The following is a 17,601-nucleotide window of genomic DNA, read 5'->3' on the forward strand; positions in this document are numbered from 1 at the left end:
CCGGTGATTTTCGTCATGGGAGGTCTATCAACTTTGCGTCATATGCCCTAGATCATCCCACAATAGGATACAGATTGACATGCGCTGCTGCCGAAATCCGGCTGCAGCCTATTCTTATCGGTTCGGCTTGTCGGCGTTCGATGTTCTGCATGTGTCTAGACGACGGCCGGTCGGTTGCATTTCTGAAGGGCACAAAATGGAAAAAGCAGATATCGGAATGGTCGGCCTTGGCGTCATGGGCTCCAACCTGGCGCTGAACATAGCCGAGAAAGGCTACACGGTAGCCGTCTATGACCGTGATGAGCCTGTGCTCAAAGCCTTCATGGAAAAGGCTGGCCCGCTGCGCGACAAGATCATCCCTTGCCCCACTTTCGAGGATCTGGCTGCCAATATCCGCAAGCCGCGTCCCATCATCTTCCTCATCAAGGCAGGCGCTCCCGTGGATGCCGAAACCACCCGCCTCAAGGCTTATCTTGAGAAGGGCGATATCATGATTGACGCCGGTAATTCCGATTACCGCGATACGGTGCGCCGTCTGAAGGCACTTGGCCCCAACGACCCGACCTTTGTTGGCATGGGCGTTTCCGGCGGTGCGGAAGGCGCACGCCATGGCCCGTCGATGATGGTCGGCGGCACCGAGGAAGCCTATGAGCGCATCGCACCGATCCTGCTTGCTGCCGCCGCCAAGTACAAGGGCGAGCCTTGCTGCGCGTTGGTCGGCCCGGATGGCGCCGGTCATTTCGTCAAGACGATCCACAATGGTATCGAATATGCCGACATGCAGATGATCGCCGAAATCTACGGCATCCTGCGGGACGGCCTCGGGCTTTCGGCTCCGGCTATCGGTGATGTGTTCGAGAAATGGAACGAAGGCCCGCTCAACTCCTATCTGATCGAAATCACCGCCAAGGTGCTGAAGGCGACCGATCCGGAAACCGGCAAGGCGATGGTCGACATGATCCTCGATGAAGCTGGTCAGAAGGGCACGGGCCGCTGGGCGGCCATCGAGGCGCAGATGCTTGGCGTTCCGGCAACGGCAATCGAAGCCGCTGTTGCCGCGCGCTCGCTGTCCTCGCTGAAGGCTACGCGTGAGCTTGCCGCAAAGGCCTACAAGCCGGGTTCGCGCAGCCTCGACATTTCCGATCAGGCAAAATTCCTTGCCGATCTGGAGCAGGGCCTGCTTGCTGGCAAAATTGCTGCCTATGCTCAAGGGTTTGCGGTGATGGAAGCCGCCTCGCAAGAGCATGGCTGGAACATTCCGCTTGCCGAAACGGCGCGCATCTGGCGCGCAGGCTGCATCATTCGTTCGCAGCTTCTGGACGATATTGCCCATGCCTTCGAAGACAGCGAAAGCCGCAATCTGCTGCTGGCACCTGCTTTTGTGGAGCGCATGAGCAAGGCTTCCAAGGGCCTGCGCCAGATCGTCGCCAAGGCGGCACTCGCTGGCCTGCCTCTGCCAGCGCTCGGCTCAGCGCTCAGCTATTTCGACAGCTTCACGCAGGCGCTCGGCACAGCCAATCTCATTCAGGGCCAGCGCGACTTCTTCGGTTCGCACGGCTTCAAGCGTATCGATAAGGATGGTGATTTCCACGGTCCCTGGGGCTGATATCTTTCGGTCCCTCACCCGCCTGCAAATGGCGTCCCTCTGCGATCCGGTTCTCGAAAGCCACCATTTTCGGCACGACATGAACCGAAATCTCATCAGCCCGTCGCGCACGTGACAAACAAAAAAGCCGCCCATCGGGCGGCTTTTTTATTTTAGAGCGTGTTTCGATCTGATTGGATCAGATCGGCGCTCTAATCATTTGTTTTTACGCGCATCTTTTCCGAAAACCGTTTCACACTTTTCGGGATGCGCTCTAATCTGCCAGCACGAGCAGATCATGCGAGGCGAAATGCACCGTCACCTTGTCACCGCGCTGCGGCGGAGGCTGGGTCGGGTCGTTGAACGTGTCGAACGACAGGCGGTTCTTGCCAAGCGCCACACGCGTGCGGATGACGGAGCCGAGGAAGTGCACGTCCTCGATGGTCGCGTCCAGCGAGGTATCGTGGCTCTTGCGTGCTTCGAGGCTGACAGCTTCCGGGCGCAGGGCCAGTGTGACAGGCTTGCCCTTCGGATGATGGTCGAGCTTTTCCTGCACGGTGATGGTGCGGCCGTCGAGTTCGATGCTGTTCTTGCCGGGTTCGCTAACCGAGGCTTCCAGCATGTTGAGTGTGCCGACGAAAGATGCCACGAAGCGTGAGGCAGGGCGGTTATAGATGTCGAAAGGCGAGCCGATTTGGTCGGCGCGGCCTTCGTGCATGACCACGATGCGGTCGGAAATCGACAGCGCTTCTTCCTGATCGTGGGTGACGAAGACGGTGGTAATGCCAAGCTTCTGCTGGATGGCACGGATTTCTTCGCGCAAGGATATACGGATTTTCGCATCCAGTGCCGATAGCGGCTCGTCGAGCAGAAGAACCTGCGGCTTGGTGGCAAGCGCGCGGGCCAGTGCCACGCGCTGCTGCTGGCCACCGGACATCTGATAGGGATAACGATCCGCCAGATGGTCGAGGCGGATGAGGCCGAGCATCTCCTGCACGGTGGCGTCGATTTCCGCCTTCGGCTTTCCGGCAACGCGCAGGCCGAACGAAACATTCTGCGCCACCGTCATATTCGGAAAGAGCGCATAGGCCTGAAACACCATGCCGATATTGCGCTGGTTGGGCTTGAGATCGACTACATCCTTGCCGTCGATTTCGATGGCACCGTTATCGGGCGCTTCGAAACCGGCGATCATGCGAAGAACGGTTGTCTTGCCGCAGCCCGATGGACCGAGGAAAGAAACGAATTCGCCCTTTTTCACGGCGAGGTTGAAATCGTGGACGACGGTATTGGCGCCGAAGCTCTTTTTCAGGTTTTTGATGTTGAGAAAAGCCATGAATGTTACCCGGCGGTTGTCTTGAATTTATTGAGGCGCGAGACGAGCTGCAGCATGATGATGCTGAGCCACGTGATGCCGAACGAAATGATCGCCAGCGCTGACGGTTCGTAGGCGCGGTTTGCGCCGACCAGCTGCAGGTAGGGACCGAAGGCCGGACGGTTCAGAAGCGAAGCCAGCGTGAATTCACCGATGACGATGGCGAATGTGATGAAAGCACCGCTCATCACGCCGGAGATGACGTTCGGGAAAATCACCTTGAACATGATGCGGCCCCAGCCCGCGCCGAGGCTCTGGGCTGCTTCGGTCAGCGTGCGAACATCAATCGTGCGCATCGCTGTGTCGACAGCGCGATACATATAGGGCAGCGACAGCGTCATATAGCCGAACATCAGGAGCAGGTCGGTCGCGCGGGTGGACGCCGTGAACGGCAGCCACGACGACGAGTTGTAGATGCGCAAGTAACCGAACACGATGACGATGGCCGGAATGACCAATGGCATCAGCGTGATGAATTCCATCACCGGGCGCAGTTGCGGCAGGCGCAGGCGCACCCAATAGGCCGTAGGCACCACCAGCAGAACACCGAAAACGATGGTGAGCAAGCCAAGCAGAATCGAATAGCCGAAGGTTGCCTGGAAGTTCGGATCGGAGAACACGACCCGATAGGCATCGAAGGAATATTCGCCGCGCCGCATACGCAGCGAGAATTCGAACGTGCCAATCAGTGGGACGAGGAAGTAGATTGCGCCGATCAGGAAGGCGATCCAGGCCCCAATCTTCTGGGCATTAATGCCTTTCTTTTTCATCGCTGCCACCTCTCGGCGCGAATGCGCAGCCAAATATAGATGAGGTTCGAAACACCCGTAATGACGATCATGCCAAGTGCCAGCGCGTAGCCGAGGTTCTGGTTATGCAGAACGTCGCCGCGGATCTGGGCATAGAGCAGGATCGGCACGATATTGAGCGAGGAGCCCGTCAGAGCGTAGGCGGTTGCGATTGCGCCGAAGGCATTGGCGAACAGCAGAAGCGTCGTGCCGAGCAGGCTCGGCCACAGGATCGGGAAGGCCACCATGCGCCAGTATTGCGCGGTGGTCGCACCCAGAATGGATGAGGCTTCCCGCCATTCCTTTTTCAGGCCGTCGAGCGCGGGTGTCAGGATCAGCACCATCAGCGGTATCTGGAAGAACAGATAGGTCAGCGTCAGACCGAAGAAGGAGAGCAGGTTGAAACCTGTCGAATAGAGATTGAAACCGAACCACTCCCTGAGCAGGATCGTCACAAAGCCGGTTCGCCCCAGTGTCGCCAGAAAGGCGAAGGCAAGCGGCACGCCTGCAAAGTTCGATGCTACGCCTGAAAAGGTCAATACCGTCGGGCGCAGCCACGAAGGCAGGTTGCCGAGAACGACTGCCCAGGCCAGAAAGAAGCCGATGATCGCGCCGCCAATGGCCGATGCGAGACTGACCTTGATCGATACCCAGTACGCGCTCATGATTTGCGGCTGGAACAGATCGTGGATGTTCTGGAGCGTGAAGTTTCCGGCCGGGTCCTGAAATGCACCGATGATGAGATACATCGTCGGCCAGATCAGGAACAAAATGGCGAAGATGAAAAACGGTGTCACGCCAAGCCATGACAACGGAAGTCGGCGCTTGCGCACTCCGCTGGGGGCTGATGTTTCGGCTATTGAACTCATACGTTCTTTCTTTAGACCGGTTCCCGCCAGAACGGAACTGACAGAACCGTTCCGACTTTTGTTCTTGTTTTTTGCGATCGGCAGGCTGTCATTCGCCCCTGCCGGAAATAGCTAGCATTCTTTTTGAACTGCGCATCCTGTTTGCCAAAGAGCGTGACGCTGTTTGGAAAAGAGGACCGGCGGCTCAGATGAAAGCCGCTTTGATATCGCGCCGACCGTTGAGATACGCCGATCTGAATAAACCAGATCAATGTATCTCAACTTTTGTTCTGCACCGCGCATCTTTTCCGAAAACCGTTTCACACTTTTCGGGATGCGCTCTAAGGCCGACGCGATATGTGTTCGATGCGACAAGTGTGTACTTGGCGCTTACAGGTCCTTACTGGACGTTTGCGCCCACGACGCTGTCCCATTCCTTGGTGATCGTGGTCTGTGCGGCCTCAATCTGTTCCAGGGTCGGGAAGATAGCCTTTTCATAGGCTTCTGCCGGTGGCAGCTTGTCGAGCAGTTCCTGCGGGATCTTGCCAGCCTTCGCCATTGCATTGAAGCGGATCGGGTGGCAGTAGCCCTTCAGATAGCCGAGCTGGCCTTCATCCGAATAGATGTGTTCCATCCACAGCTTCGCAGCGTTCGGATGCGGTGCGTAGGCGCTGATTGCCTGAACATACACGCCAGCGATGACGCCCGACTTCGGAATGACGGTTTCGATTTCCGGGTTGCCCTTGAGCGTGTCGCGATCGGCGAGAGCGTTATAGTCCCAACGGACGACGATCGGGGTGGAACCCTGTGCCAGCGAGGCAGCCTTGCCGATGACCGGAACGAAGTTGCCGTTGGCATTCAGTTCCTTGTAGAATTCAAGGCCCTTCTTGCCTGCGGCTTCGCCCGGTTCACCGCCACGGGCGATACCGGCGGCATGAACGCCGAGGATGGCCTGTGCGGAAACGCGCGGATCGCCTGCAAGCGCAACAGAGTTGGCATAGTCGCTCTTGAGAAGGTCTTCCCAATCCTGCGGGATGTCCTTGACGATGTCCTTGTTCACTTCGAAGGCCAGAACGCCGTAATAATCGCCGTACCAGTAGCCTTCAGCATCCTTGGCGCTGTCCGGAATTTCGTCCCATGTTGCAACCTTGTAAGGCTGGATGAGGCCGTCCTTCTTGGCCGATGCGCCGAAGGCGAAGCCGACGTCGATGACGTCAGGAGCCTGCGGGCCCTTGTTGTCCTTGTTGGCCTTGATGGCTTCGATTTCATCGCCCGAACCGGCATCCGGGTTCAGTTCGTTGACCTTGAGGCCGTACTTGTCCTTGAAGCTCTTGATGATTTCGCCATAGCCGCACCAGTCATGCGGGAGTGCGATGGTGGTCAGTTCGCCTTCTGCCTTGGCAGCGGCGATCAGTTCGGCTGACGGTTCAGCAGCGGCGATGGAAACCCCGGCAACGGCGATTGCCGTCGAAAGCGACAGCAGACGCGCTGTGTAAGCAAGCATTGTTTGACTCCCCTGTTTAAGGTCCGGCGAACGCCCCCGGTCGATTCCGGTGCTCGCGCATTCCCGATACCCGCCCTACATGACGGTTGGATGACAGTTTATGGATTGTCACAAACTGTCAGCGGTGGAAAGTGAAACACGTTTTCAGGGACTTAGCAATTCATCCGTTAGCGGGAGCAGCATTTTTATGACAGGAAATGTGACAGCAAATTCACCGCTGTCACAATTCTGCGAGAGGCTTTTCCCTGCGCGACAATGGTTTGTCCCAGCGCGGCATCAATGTCGGATATCGGGGATAAACGAAAACTTCCGAAAGTTGAATGAACCCTTGCGGGTTTCGTATGAAGTTGTGAGGTGGAAGGTTTAATGCCCTCCACCACCACCGGCGACCTGCTTCGGTTTGCGCAGCATCACGGCGCAGACAGCAAGCGAGCAGAACATCATCGTGAGAATGAAGAACACATCGATGAAGGAGAGCAGGGTAGCCTGCTGGCGCACAATGCCGGAAAGCTTGGCAATGGCGATTGTTGCGCCGTCCATGCCAGCCGCATTGTATTTGGCTGTCAGACTGGCGATCATTTTCTCCGCTTCGGCATTGCCCCAGCGAACATGCTCCGCCAGACGCTCATAGTGCATGTCACCGCGACGGGTCAGAATCGTGTTGATCACGGCAAGGCCAACAGCGCCACCCAGATTACGGGTCAGGTTGAAAAGACCCGACGCATTTTTCAGCAGGGCAGGCGGGAGCGTGCCCAGCGCCAGATTGTTGATCGGCACCATGCAAAGCATCAGTGAACAACCGCGCAGGATCTGCGGTAGCAGCAGTTCGTAGAAATCCCAGTCTGCAGTGAGGCCGGTCACCATCCATGTGCCTGCCGCAAAGCCGAGGAAGCCGATCATCATCATCAGACGCGGGTCCATGCGGTTTGACAGGAAGCCTGCCAATGGCGCGGTGAAGAACATGGCAAGGCCGCTGACGAACAGCGCTTCCCCAATCATCAGGGCATCGTAGCCGCGTATGCTGCTGAGATAGAGTGGATAAAGATAGGTAAGACCATAGAGGCCGACGCCCATCACGAACGAAAACAGTGAGCCAAAGGCAAAGTTGACGTTCTTGAAGGCGCGCAAGTCCACAATGGGTTCTTCAGCCGTGAAGGCCCGGAAGAAGAAGAGAATACCACCGATGATCATGACGCCGGTCAGAATGAAGATGGCTTCATCCTGCAGCCAGTCGTTACGCGGGCCTTCTTCAAGCACATATTCCATCGAGCCGAGGAAAGCTGCCATGCCGGCAAGGCCCCACCAGTCGAACTTGCTGAGGAGCGAACTGTCGCCTTCGTCGAAGTCGATGAGGTTCCATGCGGCGATGGTGACCAGAATGCCGGGACCGACATTGACCAGAAACAACCAGTGCCAGGAGAAGGCGTGGCTCAGATAGCCGCCTACCGTCGGGCCGATGGTAGGCGCAAGCGTTGCCACAAGGCCAATCATCGGCGAGACGATCGAGCGCTTGGAAGGCGGGAAGATGGTGAAGGCAGCCGCGAACACGCTGGGGATCATGCCGCCGCCGATGAAGCCCTGAATGGCGCGGTAGACGATCATCTGCTCGATGTTCGTCGCTGTCGCACAGAGCATACTTGCGAGGGTAAAGCCTGCCGCCGAAAGGGTGAAGAGAACGCGCGTCGACATCAGGCGTCCGAGGAAGCCCGACAGCGGAATCATGATGACTTCGGCAATCAGGTAGGATGTCTGAACCCAGGATATTTCGTCGGAACTGGCACTCAGACCCGCCTGAATTTCAGCAAGCGATGCCGAGACGATCTGGATGTCCAGGATCGCCATGAACATACCGAACACCATGGCCAGAAAGGCGACGGCCTTCTTCGGGTCGATGCGGTCATCCGCCGGGGCTACTGGCCCCATTGTCGTATCTGCGGCCATGACGGCGCACTCCGGAATGGAAGAGAAAGGCGGCGCGAAATCCGTTTCGCCGCGCCGCCATGTGTTACTTCAATAGGATCTGCCGATTTCGATCAGTCGGCTTTTTCGTCGGGTGCCGTACGCGTATCGATATCAACCACGACACTCAGGCCCGCGCGAATCTTGCCGGATTCGAGCGCTTCCTTCGGGATCATGATGCGAACAGGAACGCGCTGCACGATCTTGGTAAAGTTGCCGGTCGCATTTTCCGGCGGCAGCAGCGAGAACACTGCACCCGAGGCCGGGGCGATGGACGCGACCTTGCCGTCGAATTTCGTGCCGTCGATTGCATCGACATAGATATGCGCGGTTTCACCGGTCCTGATCTTTGCGAGCTGCGTTTCCTTGAAGTTCGCGTCGATATAAAGCTCATTGACCGGAACAAGTGCTGCAATTTTCTGGCCCGGCGAAACGAGATCACCCTTCTTGCCAGCAAGATTACCGATCACACCGTCGAACGGCGCGCGCAGTGACGTGAAGGAAAGATCACGCGCGGCTTTATCGCGGGCGAGTTCCAGCGATTTCATCGTGCTGTCGGCTTCGCTATATTGAGCGTTGAGCACTTCGATATTGGCCTTGGCGGAAGCGATCTGCGCATCGCCGCCAGCGACCTTGGCGCGTGCCTGGTCCAGCGAGGACTGGGCGGTATCGAGATCAGCCTGCGCGACGAAACGCGTTTCGTGCAGCTTCTGCACGCGCGCAATCGTGTTCTGAGCATTGGTCAGGACTGCTGTTGCGGCCTGCTTGTCGGCGTTTGCCTGCAGAAGAATGGCCTGCGCAGCATCGGTCTCCGCCTTGATGCGGATGAGCGTCTGCTTCTGGGTCGCCAGCTTGGCTTCCGCTTCGTCAAGCGCGATCTGGTAATCACCAGCATCAAGCTGGAAGATGACGTCGCCAGCCTTGACCTGCTGGTTCGCGACCACCGGGATATTTTCGATATAACCCGTAACCTTCGGCGCGATGGACGCAATATCGCCCTGCACATAAGCGTCGTCGGTTGAAACCATGAAACGTCCAACTGTCCACCAGTCATAGGCAAACCAGAGGCCTCCGGCGACCGCGACCGTCAGAATGCCGGGAAGAAGGACACGTTTACCGAAGCCCTTTTTCTTTGCAGGTTCTTTGGCAGTTTCCTTAGGGGCGGCTTCCTGCGGGGTCGGTACGGTATGGGGCTGCGATCTCTCGTTCAGAGGCGCCTCACTTGTCGCTGGCTGGGTTGCCGAGGCGAAGTTCTTGGCGTTGGGGAACGGATGAATATCGGCCTTATCAACGGACTTCGGGGCGGACATAGGGGAAACTTTCTGCACATCCTTCGGATTGAACCGCTCGGTTCGATGTTGACATAGATCAATAAGATGCGCATATCAAGAGGATATCGAACCGCTTGGTTCGAAAAAAGTTAAGAGTCTCGAAGAATGAAGCCTGATCGCAACACCAAAGGAACACCGGATACGATGATGCATGACCGGAACCGGCATGATGAAAAAGGTGTCGGCCGACCCGGAAACAGCAAATCGTCCTGCTCCGAAACGGAATGCGGTCGCACGCGGCTCGGCGCCGGTCAGGACCCTGCAAAACGCCGCCAAATCCTTGAAGGCGCCCAGGATGTGTTCCTGCGTATGGGGTTTGACGCAGCCAGCATGAATGACATCACGCGCGAGGCTGGTGTGTCGAAGGGAACGATCTACGTTTACTTCAACAGCAAGGAAGATCTGTTCGTCGCACTATGCGAGCATTACCGCGATACAATGTTTCGTGAACTGATCGAAAAACTCGACAAGGGTTTTAATTCGCGCCAGCAGTTGACCGACTTCGGCGTGGCGCTGGTCACGCTGATAACCTCGCCGACGGCAGTGCGCGCGCAGCGCATTGTTCTGGGTGTCAGCGAGCGCAAGCCCGAGCTTGCAGCCCGCTTCTACGAGCGCGGACCGAAGCGCAGCCTCGTTCTCATGGCCGAGTATCTCGATGATATGATTAAGAATGGCGAACTGGAGCCTTTCGATCCCGAGAAAATGGCCTATCAGCTCTCTGATTTGTTCCTGTCTGGCCTCTATCGGCCTCGCCTGTTTGGCGTTTTGCCGGAACCGCCATCGGCGGAAACGATTCGTGAAAACGTTGAGCTCGCCATCGACTTTTTCTACCGTGCCTATGGCACGGAGCAGCGAAGTGTTCAAAAAGAGAACAGTTGATTTTTACAAATCGATTTAGAAAATTTTATTTTTGGCTCAATCTATAAATTTTGCTTGAGGGCCATAATTTACGCACTGTTCTTGTGTGTAAAGGATTGCAATCCATTAATTGCGGGTTGCCAGAGACTACATTTTTTATGTCACTTATAAACGATTGAAAAGTTCTAGGGACACGATTCGCTGATATTTCAGAGGCGGTAACAAAGTAACCCTCGGACTTGCGTACCAAGGATATTGTAAAAATGACACTCGATCTCATTCATTTTCCGAATTTCAAGAAGACCTTCTTTGGAACGGCCTTCCAAAGCGACACCCTTGCTCTCCTGACGCGAATTCGCGATGAGATCGGTTGCCGCCACATCATGCATACCTATCGTGGGCGCATGGGTGACTGCACGAAAACTACTTCTTCCGATCTGACAGTCGTGATGACCGTGCCGACCTCCTGGACTGCGCGTTATTCCACCAAGAATTATTTCGTCATCGATCCGATCTTTCAGGAAGACGCGCCTTATTTCCAGAATGATGCCAGCGGTATTGTTCGCGATCTTCAGGAAGATGCCAATGAGTGCCCGTCCATTGCTGAACTGCTGCAGGATGCGGAAAAGCATGGACTGGGCAACATCTTCGTCGCCGTGTCAGCCCGGAGCCAGAAAGGTGCTGTGGGATGCACCTTGTTCATGTTCGAGATGAGCCCCGACGAAGATCGCGAACAATTTGTGGCCAAGCTTCGTCCGCGCCTGCTGAGCCTGTCCGGGATCATTCATTCAGCCCTGTGCGGCTGCAAGGATGTTGCGACGGTCGCAAGCCTTCTCACCCCGCGTGAAGTCGACTGCCTGCGTTGGGCCGCGAACGGCAAGACGGATGGAGAGATTGCGGAAATCCTGAGTATCGCGCGCTGGACCGTCGTTACCTATCTCCAGAATGCGAAGATCAAACTCAACTGTTCCAACCGCACGTCGGCTGTCGCAACGGCGCTGTCGCTCGGCATCATCGAAATGCCGGAAGTTCACCATCTGGTGTAGTTCAGCCGCAGTATAAAGACCTGATTATAACGACACCGGATGCTGAGACATCCGGTGTTTGTTTATTCTTCTCGCCACATCTGCCTCGCGCAAACCGCTTCGCACTTTTGCTGGAAATGCTTCAGGCCCTTTTTCTGAGCGGCAGACGGGCAGCGTCGAATGCGTTGGCAAGCCTCGCCGTATTTTTGGCCGGGTCTTCATCCGCATCTTCGAAGGCGATATGGTTCAGCTCTACTCCGGCAGTCTTGTCGGTCAGCGTCAAGCGGAAATAGGCATAGACGCCCTGATTGCGGAATTCCATGTCGAGCACGATGGCTGGAGCCGACTGCCAGTCGCAGAGATATTCGCCGCCATGGCCGAGTTCCAGCGTGCCGGGAAAGAAATAAAGCTCGGTAGCTGAACTGACGATATCGGCGATATTGGCAAAAAGCTCGCAGCGTATGAAAGCAATGTAATCCGCCGGATCGACCAGACGAAGATCGGTTGCGACCTCAACCAGGTTCTGGGCAATAATCGCCTCGCGCTCGTTCGAGAATTGCAGGCTCTTCATGGTTTCACCGCCGATCTGGGGGAACAGGCTGTCACTGTTCTGAAATATATAAAAATCATGGCTATTCATCAATGTATCGCGTGCCGTGCATTGATCACCCGGATAAGCTCGGCAACAGCCTTGTAGAATTCGGGCGCGATCATCTGGTCGACATTGACCTGTTTATAGAGCGCGCGCGCCAGCGGAACGTCCTCGAATATCGGGATGGAATGCTGCGCTGCAATCTCTCTTATCTTCAGTGCTATGAGATCCTGTCCCTTTGCTACAACGATCGGGGCTGCATCCTGATCGGGCTTGTAGCGCAGTGCTACGGAAAAATGAGTCGGATTTGCGACGATCAGCGTTGCCGTCGGAACGGTGTTGATCATGCGGCGGCGCGCACGGTCGCGGCCAAGCGAACGCAGGCGCGATTTGACCAGCGGGTCGCCTTCCGACTGCTTCAGTTCGTCTTTGACTTCCTGTCGCGTCATGCGCAGTTCCTGCCGCCAGTGAATGCGTGACCAGGCAAGGTCGAATGCCGCAATTGCGGTAATGGCCAGAACATTGGCGACGAGCAGGCGCACCATGTTCTCGCGCAGAAACTCCGGCAAGGCGCTCGGGTCGGAAGCGACTGCGTCTGTGAAAAGACTGTTGCCGTTGAAGAAGACGACAAAGACGATGACACTTGCCGCCAGAAATTTCGCCAGCGATTTGAGGAATTCCACCTGACCGGCGCGCCCGAAAATCCGCTGCCAGCCTTTAAGCGGAGATATGCGGGATGCCTGCGGGCGGATGCGTTCGCCAACGAAGCGCGGCGCATTCTGGAATGCGGAGGCTGCAATACCGGCAAGCGGAATGATGATGAACACTGGCACCAGGGCTGCACCGACTGCCAGCGCCAGCACGCCGAACAAGCGGCTTGCATCTTCCGCGCTGTTGAGGAGCCAGTCCTCGGGGCGGTCGATTAGTTCGCGCAGGAAGACGGCGAGCTTCGTGGTGGCAGGCCCTGCGACAAAGACCGCGATAATCAGAAAGGAAGCGATACCGGCGAGGATCGGCGTTTCGCGGGAAAAGGGCATATTGCCCTTTTCCAAGGCGTCGCGGATCTTCTGCTCGGTGGCTTCTTCTGTTTTGCTTTCCTTGTCAGCATCATCTGCCATGGGTCACACAGGATCAGGACGAAGCTTCGCTTGCGTCGAGGGTGATGATACCGCGCTCGGAAAGATCGATGGCGATACGGGCTATCGTGCGGCGCGCATCGGCAATGTTCTGCGCGGTTATGTTGCCCTGCTCGGCGCCAAGCTCGGTTTCCACCATGCGGCGACCACGGGTCGAGAGCGACGAGAGAACGAGTTCCTGAAGCCTTGTGTCTGCTCCACGAAGTGCGGTTGCGATCTGTTCCGTCTGCACTTCATCGAAGAGCAGCAGGCGTGCGCGCTGCGACAGGCGCTCGATGTCTTCAAACGTGAAGAGCTTGGCCTTGATGCGGTTGAGATCGTCGCGGTTGAGATCTTCCAGGCTCGCCATCAGTTCTTCCATCTCGCTTCTGTCGAGCTGGTTGAAGATGTTGGCGATCTGGCCGTGATGCGCTTTGACCGGACCGGAATCGCTGCGACCGAGAAGATCGCGCCGCAGCACGTCTTCGAGAAGTTCCGCAGCCGCCGGTGCCACATTGCCAATATGAAGCGAGCGCTGCACGACGGCATTGCGCAGCTGAGGCGGCAGGACGACGAACAGTCGGGCTGCGAGGTCGGATGGCAGCTTCGACACGATATAGGCGATGATCTGCGGATGCTGGTCGGTCAGATAGGCCTGCAGGTTATCAACCGGCAGACGCCCAAGCTGCACCCAGACCGATTCCTGAACGAGCTGCGGCTGAACGCGGTCTTCCAGAACTGCATCGACTTCTTCCTGCGGCAGAGCTTCCCGCAAGAGACCTTCAAACCGTTGGGCGGCTTCTGAAACTGGCGCGCCTTCGGCAAAGGAATCCTCGAACTGCTTGACCAGCTGTTCGAAGTCGAGCGGAGAAATCGGTTCCAGCGTACGGGCATGACCGGCAAGCTTGCGCAGGTCCTCGGCATTGAAATGCTTCAGAAGACGTGAGGCAGCGGGGCGTCCGATGGCAACGAGGATCGCTGCCGCCTTTTGCGGGCCGGTCAGCGTATCGACGAGGCCGGTAGCGCCGCCTTCAAGATCTTCCGCGAGGGCTTGCTGTTCATTGTCGGCCATGGTCACGTCCGTTATTTGCCGATGATTTCGGTGAGGCTGACACCGAAGCGCGAGGAATCGTCTTCAAGGACGATCACTTCGCCACGGGCGATGACGCGGCCATTGACCACGATATCGACCGGATCGCCGATCTGCTTGTCGAGGGTGATGACCGCACCGCGACCAAGCTTCATCAGATTGGCAACTGGCATGGTCGTGCCGCCAAGAACAACCTGAACATCGACAGGGATGCCCATGATGAGTTCGAGATTGGGTTTGGATGCGCCCTTCTGCGTGCCGCGCGGCTTCTCCTCGCGCAGTTCCTCAATGGCTTCGTCCAGTTCCTGCTGCATGTTCTTGTCCTTGTTGTCAGCGCTCATGCCTGCCCCGCAAGTTCGACGGTAGCTTTACGAACCGCGCGACGCACGAAAACCGGCAGCGCGTTCTTTTCCTTCGGGAGCGATTGTTCGGTGGCAGTGGCGATCTTGTCTTCAGTGCGCGGCGAGCTGTCAGCGACGTTGCGCGCATGGCGGATGTCGCGGGTCAGGGCCTTGCGCAGCCTGTTCAGTTCTTCGATGGCTTCTTCCATTTCGCGGCGCACGCGCTGCGTTTCGGCAAGACGGGCTTCGAGCTTGTTGTTTTCGTCCGTCAGGTCGGTGCGTTCGCTCTGGATCGCCTTGACGGCGCGCTCCAAACCGTTGGAGGCGGCTGCAACGCGCAGCGCCAGCAGCTTGCCAAGCTTGATCGTCTCGTTGGCTTTGCGGCCAACCACGATGAGCGCAGCAAGCGAGGCAAGAGCCATCAATGTGGAAAGCACGTTAGCCAGCAACAAGCTCATCGATGAAATCCTCTTCCTGATTGACCGGGTCGCCGACCTTGACTGTGAAATGAATGCCCGATTTGCCGAGCGTGCACTTGAAAAGCTGCTGATCGCCGGCGCGCAGGCGCACTTGCTCCATGGCATCGACAGGCAGTTTGAGAACCTGACCGATTTCGAGCATCGACAAGGCGTCCAGCGTCATCGACCCCTGCTGGATGAAAGCTTCGAGTTCGATGCGGGCACGGCTGACTTCCTGCCGCATCTTCTTCGCCCAGCTCGGATCGGTCTGGTTCATCGGACGGCGCAAAAAGGCTGCCACGGCATCCTGCATCGGCTTGTGCGTGCTGCGCGGCAGCAGCAGATGAACCTGCCCGGTTTTGCCTGCGGCAGTAACATCGATGCGGCAGGCGAAAAGGCGCGAGCGCTCGAAATTCTCACGGTCGAATTCGGCTGTGTCGGTGCATTCACCGGCGGTAAAAAGCGCCTGTCCGTTTGCGGCAAAAACCTGATCGAGAGAACTGGCGAGATGACCGGCAAGAAGAGTGGAAATCTTCTGTTCCAGCATGCCGAAAGGCCGGTCCTCATCGACAGAGCCGACATGGCCCTGTGCGCCATACATGGCTTCGATCACGGAGAAAACGAGCGTCGCATCGGCGGTGAGATAAAGTGTGCTGCCCCAACGCTCGGCCTTCAAAGGTGCGATGATCGCAGCCTTGTCGAGAATATCGGCAAAGGCAGCATCGTCAGTGCTTTCCACCTGGCCTGCTTCAACGTCGAATGCGGCAGCGCAACCATGTTTCAGCCGGTCACAGAAATGGGTCGAGGCATCCTTGAACACATGGGCAAGCGATTTCAGGTCGTCGCCTGAAAGACCCGCGGCACGCAGCAGGTTCTCGGCCAGAACATCGCTTTTGCGGTTTTGCCCCAACGTAGTCATCTTACGCTGCCTGCTGGGTCGGCGCGCTCGCCATGGTTTCCTGCTCGACCACATCGATGGTCGGGCGATCATAGGCGGAGATGGTCTTGCGGCCATACTCCACGGCGATCTGCGGCAGGGAGCCGTTCATATAGGCGAGAAGCGTCTGCTTCACGACGATGTAGAGGCGATTGTTCTTTTCGCGGGTCGATTTGATCTTGGCTGCGATCGGGCCGACCACGCCGTAAGAGAAGAAGATGCCGGCAAAGGTGCCGACAAGGGCGGCACCGATCAGATGGCCCAGCACTTCCGGCGACTGGTCCAGCGCGCCCATGGCTTTGATGACGCCGAGAACAGCGGCAACGATGCCGAGTGCCGGAAGGGCTTCGGAAATGCTGACCATGGCGTGGTAGGGCTTGAGCTTGTCGCGGGCGATGGTGTGGATTTCCTCGTCCATCAGCGCCTCGATTTCATGCGAGCGCACATTGCCCACGATGATGAGGCGGCAATAGTCGCAGATGAAATGGGTGAGGTCTTCCTTCTTCAATACGCTCGGATAGGCCTGAAAAATCGACGATTCCTTCGGGTTGTCGATATGCACTTCCACTTCGTTGCGCGACTTGGCGCGCAGCTCGCGCATCAGGCTGTAGAGCACGCCCAGAACGTCGAGATAGTCGCGCTGCTTTGGAACGGCATTGCTGAATGCTTCCATGCAGGCGCGGCCCGTGTCTTTCACGAGTGAAAAAGGGTTGGCGATGAAGAAGGTCCCGAGCGCGGCACCCAGAATGATGACGAATTCCCAGGGCTGGATGAGCACGCTGACATGTCCGCCCATGGCGATAAAGCCGCCCAGCATACAGCCCAGTGTGATGACAAGACCGACAATAATGCCCAAAGCTCGAGACTCCCGCGTACAAGTTCGTTCATTGCACCTTATGGATCGCGGCTTGCGCGAAGCTTGCCAACTGGTGCGGGCGGAAGCCAGCTTCGGACAAGCTTGGTCTTTCATAAAGGATTGAAATACCGGAAGGGGGTCATGCGCATGGTCGATACGATGACGAGCTATCGCCTGATCGCGGCGGATATGGCGCGGTCGTTGCAGCGTGTTTCTAAGGAACCGATGGTGGAGCGGGAAACCGCCTACTACAAGGAAAATATTGGCAAGGTGAAATCCATCGATGATTTCATGGCCGATAGCCGCCTTTATAATTACGCGATGAAGGCGTTCGGTCTGGAAGACATGGCCTTCGCCAAGGCGTTTGTCCGCAAGATATTGACTGAGGGCGTCAAGAGCGATGATGCCATGGCGAACAAGCTGACCGACAAGCGCTACAAGGAATTTGCGACCGTCTTCGATTTTGCAGGCAAGGGCGCGGAGGCCACGCAGAGCACGGCTGCCCAACAAGGTGTCGTGGATAAATATCTTCGCCAGACACTGGAAACGGAAGCCGGAAGCCAGAACGAAGGCGTGCGGCTGGCACTCTATTTCGCACGCAAGGCGCCGACGATCACCAATGCCTATGAAATCCTTGGCGACAGGGCGCTGGTGTCGATGATCCAGACGACCTTCGGCTGGCCATCCAGCATATCCAACGCTGATATCGACAAGCAGGCGAAGATGATCGAGGACAAGATCGACTTCACCAAGATGTCCGATCCCGATTACGTGTCGAAGCTCATTTCGCGCTTCACCGCCATGTATGAGATGAACAATCCAACGGCGAGCAGCCCGGCGTCGATTGCGTCCCTGCTTCTGGGCGGAACGTCTTCCGTCGGCATTTCGATGGATATTCTCAGCACCTTGCAGAACTTCAAGCCGGGCGGGCGTTAGGCG

17 protein-coding genes are annotated in these 17,601 nt (G+C 57.1%); 4 read left to right on the plus strand and 13 right to left on the minus strand.

The features are described from left to right. Positions 1 to 196: 196 nt before the first annotated feature. Positions 197 to 1,606, plus strand: coding sequence for an NADP-dependent phosphogluconate dehydrogenase (gene gnd, locus ABDF71_RS20550; RefSeq protein ID WP_010660706.1), 1,410 nt, complete (start codon positions 197 to 199; stop codon positions 1,604 to 1,606). Between the two features lie 253 nt (positions 1,607 to 1,859). Here the strand turns inward: gnd and ABDF71_RS20555 are convergent, their stop codons facing one another. The 6 genes from ABDF71_RS20555 to ABDF71_RS20580 form a co-directional block, all read right to left on the minus strand. Then, on the minus strand, positions 1,860 to 2,921 hold the full coding sequence (locus tag ABDF71_RS20555; RefSeq protein ID WP_010660707.1) for an ABC transporter ATP-binding protein: 1,062 nt from the start codon (positions 2,919 to 2,921) through the stop codon (positions 1,860 to 1,862). Positions 2,922 to 2,926: 5 nt separating this feature from the next. Continuing rightward, the gene (locus ABDF71_RS20560; protein ID WP_010660708.1) at positions 2,927 to 3,730 is read right to left on the minus strand and encodes an ABC transporter permease; all 804 of its coding nucleotides are present in this window, start codon (positions 3,728 to 3,730) and stop codon (positions 2,927 to 2,929) included. Next, a complete protein-coding gene (locus ABDF71_RS20565; RefSeq protein ID WP_010660709.1) occupies positions 3,727 to 4,617 on the minus strand; it encodes an ABC transporter permease in 891 nt (296 codons plus the stop codon). Before ABDF71_RS20565 ends, ABDF71_RS20560 begins: the two co-directional genes overlap by 4 nt. 379 nt (positions 4,618 to 4,996) lie before the next feature. Continuing rightward, positions 4,997 to 6,100: an ABC transporter substrate-binding protein gene (locus ABDF71_RS20570; RefSeq protein ID WP_010660711.1), complete on the minus strand. Its 1,104-nt coding sequence runs from the start codon at positions 6,098 to 6,100 to the stop codon at positions 4,997 to 4,999. Positions 6,101 to 6,463: 363 nt separating this feature from the next. Then, entirely contained in the window at positions 6,464 to 8,041 is a 1,578-nt protein-coding gene (locus ABDF71_RS20575) for a DHA2 family efflux MFS transporter permease subunit (RefSeq protein WP_010660712.1), read from the minus strand. 92 nt (positions 8,042 to 8,133) lie between these two features. Then, a complete protein-coding gene (locus ABDF71_RS20580; protein WP_094515872.1) occupies positions 8,134 to 9,369 on the minus strand; it encodes an HlyD family secretion protein in 1,236 nt (411 codons plus the stop codon). Positions 9,370 to 9,495: 126 nt separating this feature from the next. On the opposite strand from ABDF71_RS20580, the gene ABDF71_RS20585 reads away from it, so the two are divergent. Further along, the gene (locus ABDF71_RS20585; RefSeq protein WP_258125030.1) at positions 9,496 to 10,269 is read left to right on the plus strand and encodes a TetR/AcrR family transcriptional regulator; all 774 of its coding nucleotides are present in this window, start codon (positions 9,496 to 9,498) and stop codon (positions 10,267 to 10,269) included. Between the two features lie 242 nt (positions 10,270 to 10,511). Further along, a complete protein-coding gene (locus ABDF71_RS20590) occupies positions 10,512 to 11,294 on the plus strand; it encodes a helix-turn-helix transcriptional regulator (protein WP_010660715.1) in 783 nt (260 codons plus the stop codon). A 121-nt stretch (positions 11,295 to 11,415) separates the two neighbouring features. On the opposite strand, the gene ABDF71_RS20595 is transcribed toward ABDF71_RS20590, so the two are convergent. From ABDF71_RS20595 to motA, 7 genes are all read right to left on the minus strand, one after another. Further along, positions 11,416 to 11,844 (minus strand): BspJ family T4SS effector nucleomodulin, encoded by a 429-nt coding sequence (locus ABDF71_RS20595; RefSeq protein ID WP_012093524.1) that lies wholly within the window; start codon positions 11,842 to 11,844, stop codon positions 11,416 to 11,418. A gap of 68 nt (positions 11,845 to 11,912) precedes the next feature. Continuing rightward, a complete protein-coding gene (gene flhB, locus ABDF71_RS20600) occupies positions 11,913 to 12,983 on the minus strand; it encodes a flagellar biosynthesis protein FlhB (RefSeq protein WP_010660717.1) in 1,071 nt (356 codons plus the stop codon). A 13-nt stretch (positions 12,984 to 12,996) separates the two neighbouring features. Next, on the minus strand, positions 12,997 to 14,052 hold the full coding sequence (locus tag ABDF71_RS20605; RefSeq protein ID WP_010660718.1) for a flagellar motor switch protein FliG: 1,056 nt from the start codon (positions 14,050 to 14,052) through the stop codon (positions 12,997 to 12,999). Positions 14,053 to 14,063: 11 nt separating this feature from the next. Then, the gene (gene fliN / locus ABDF71_RS20610; RefSeq protein WP_012093523.1) at positions 14,064 to 14,411 is read right to left on the minus strand and encodes a flagellar motor switch protein FliN; all 348 of its coding nucleotides are present in this window, start codon (positions 14,409 to 14,411) and stop codon (positions 14,064 to 14,066) included. Beyond that, positions 14,408 to 14,869, minus strand: coding sequence for a BAB2_0123 family type IV secretion system effector (locus ABDF71_RS20615; protein ID WP_029929830.1), 462 nt, complete (start codon positions 14,867 to 14,869; stop codon positions 14,408 to 14,410). Before ABDF71_RS20615 ends, fliN begins: the two co-directional genes overlap by 4 nt. Continuing rightward, the gene (locus ABDF71_RS20620) at positions 14,850 to 15,788 is read right to left on the minus strand and encodes a FliM/FliN family flagellar motor switch protein (protein ID WP_258125031.1); all 939 of its coding nucleotides are present in this window, start codon (positions 15,786 to 15,788) and stop codon (positions 14,850 to 14,852) included. The genes ABDF71_RS20615 and ABDF71_RS20620 overlap by 20 nt, the downstream gene beginning before the upstream one ends. Before the next feature lies 1 nt (position 15,789). Beyond that, on the minus strand, positions 15,790 to 16,662 hold the full coding sequence (gene motA, locus ABDF71_RS20625) for a flagellar motor stator protein MotA (RefSeq protein ID WP_010660722.1): 873 nt from the start codon (positions 16,660 to 16,662) through the stop codon (positions 15,790 to 15,792). A gap of 147 nt (positions 16,663 to 16,809) precedes the next feature. On the opposite strand from motA, the gene ABDF71_RS20630 reads away from it, so the two are divergent. Beyond that, complete coding sequence (locus ABDF71_RS20630; RefSeq protein ID WP_029929833.1) at positions 16,810 to 17,598, plus strand: DUF1217 domain-containing protein; 789 nt, start codon at positions 16,810 to 16,812, stop codon at positions 17,596 to 17,598. Positions 17,599 to 17,601 lie beyond the last annotated feature (3 nt).

The organism is Ochrobactrum sp. WV_118_8 (genome assembly GCF_039631535.1).
GTDB lineage: Bacteria > Pseudomonadota > Alphaproteobacteria > Rhizobiales > Rhizobiaceae > Brucella > Brucella anthropi.

Coding starts and splice junctions, on each gene's coding strand:
- gnd (WP_010660706.1), top strand. CDS start 197: ATGGAAAAAGCAGATATCGGAATGGTCGGCCTTGGCGTCATGGGCTCC.
- ABDF71_RS20555 (WP_010660707.1), bottom strand. CDS start 2,921: ATGGCTTTTCTCAACATCAAAAACCTGAAAAAGAGCTTCGGCGCCAAT.
- ABDF71_RS20560 (WP_010660708.1), bottom strand. CDS start 3,730: ATGAAAAAGAAAGGCATTAATGCCCAGAAGATTGGGGCCTGGATCGCC.
- ABDF71_RS20565 (WP_010660709.1), bottom strand. CDS start 4,617: ATGAGTTCAATAGCCGAAACATCAGCCCCCAGCGGAGTGCGCAAGCGC.
- ABDF71_RS20570 (WP_010660711.1), bottom strand. CDS start 6,100: ATGCTTGCTTACACAGCGCGTCTGCTGTCGCTTTCGACGGCAATCGCC.
- ABDF71_RS20575 (WP_010660712.1), bottom strand. CDS start 8,041: ATGGCCGCAGATACGACAATGGGGCCAGTAGCCCCGGCGGATGACCGC.
- ABDF71_RS20580 (WP_094515872.1), bottom strand. CDS start 9,369: ATGTCCGCCCCGAAGTCCGTTGATAAGGCCGATATTCATCCGTTCCCC.
- ABDF71_RS20585 (WP_258125030.1), top strand. CDS start 9,496: ATGAAGCCTGATCGCAACACCAAAGGAACACCGGATACGATGATGCAT.
- ABDF71_RS20590 (WP_010660715.1), top strand. CDS start 10,512: ATGACACTCGATCTCATTCATTTTCCGAATTTCAAGAAGACCTTCTTT.
- ABDF71_RS20595 (WP_012093524.1), bottom strand. CDS start 11,844: ATGAAGAGCCTGCAATTCTCGAACGAGCGCGAGGCGATTATTGCCCAG.
- flhB (WP_010660717.1), bottom strand. CDS start 12,983: ATGGCAGATGATGCTGACAAGGAAAGCAAAACAGAAGAAGCCACCGAG.
- ABDF71_RS20605 (WP_010660718.1), bottom strand. CDS start 14,052: ATGGCCGACAATGAACAGCAAGCCCTCGCGGAAGATCTTGAAGGCGGC.
- fliN (WP_012093523.1), bottom strand. CDS start 14,411: ATGAGCGCTGACAACAAGGACAAGAACATGCAGCAGGAACTGGACGAA.
- ABDF71_RS20615 (WP_029929830.1), bottom strand. CDS start 14,869: ATGAGCTTGTTGCTGGCTAACGTGCTTTCCACATTGATGGCTCTTGCC.
- ABDF71_RS20620 (WP_258125031.1), bottom strand. CDS start 15,788: ATGACTACGTTGGGGCAAAACCGCAAAAGCGATGTTCTGGCCGAGAAC.
- ABDF71_RS20630 (WP_029929833.1), top strand. CDS start 16,810: ATGGTCGATACGATGACGAGCTATCGCCTGATCGCGGCGGATATGGCG.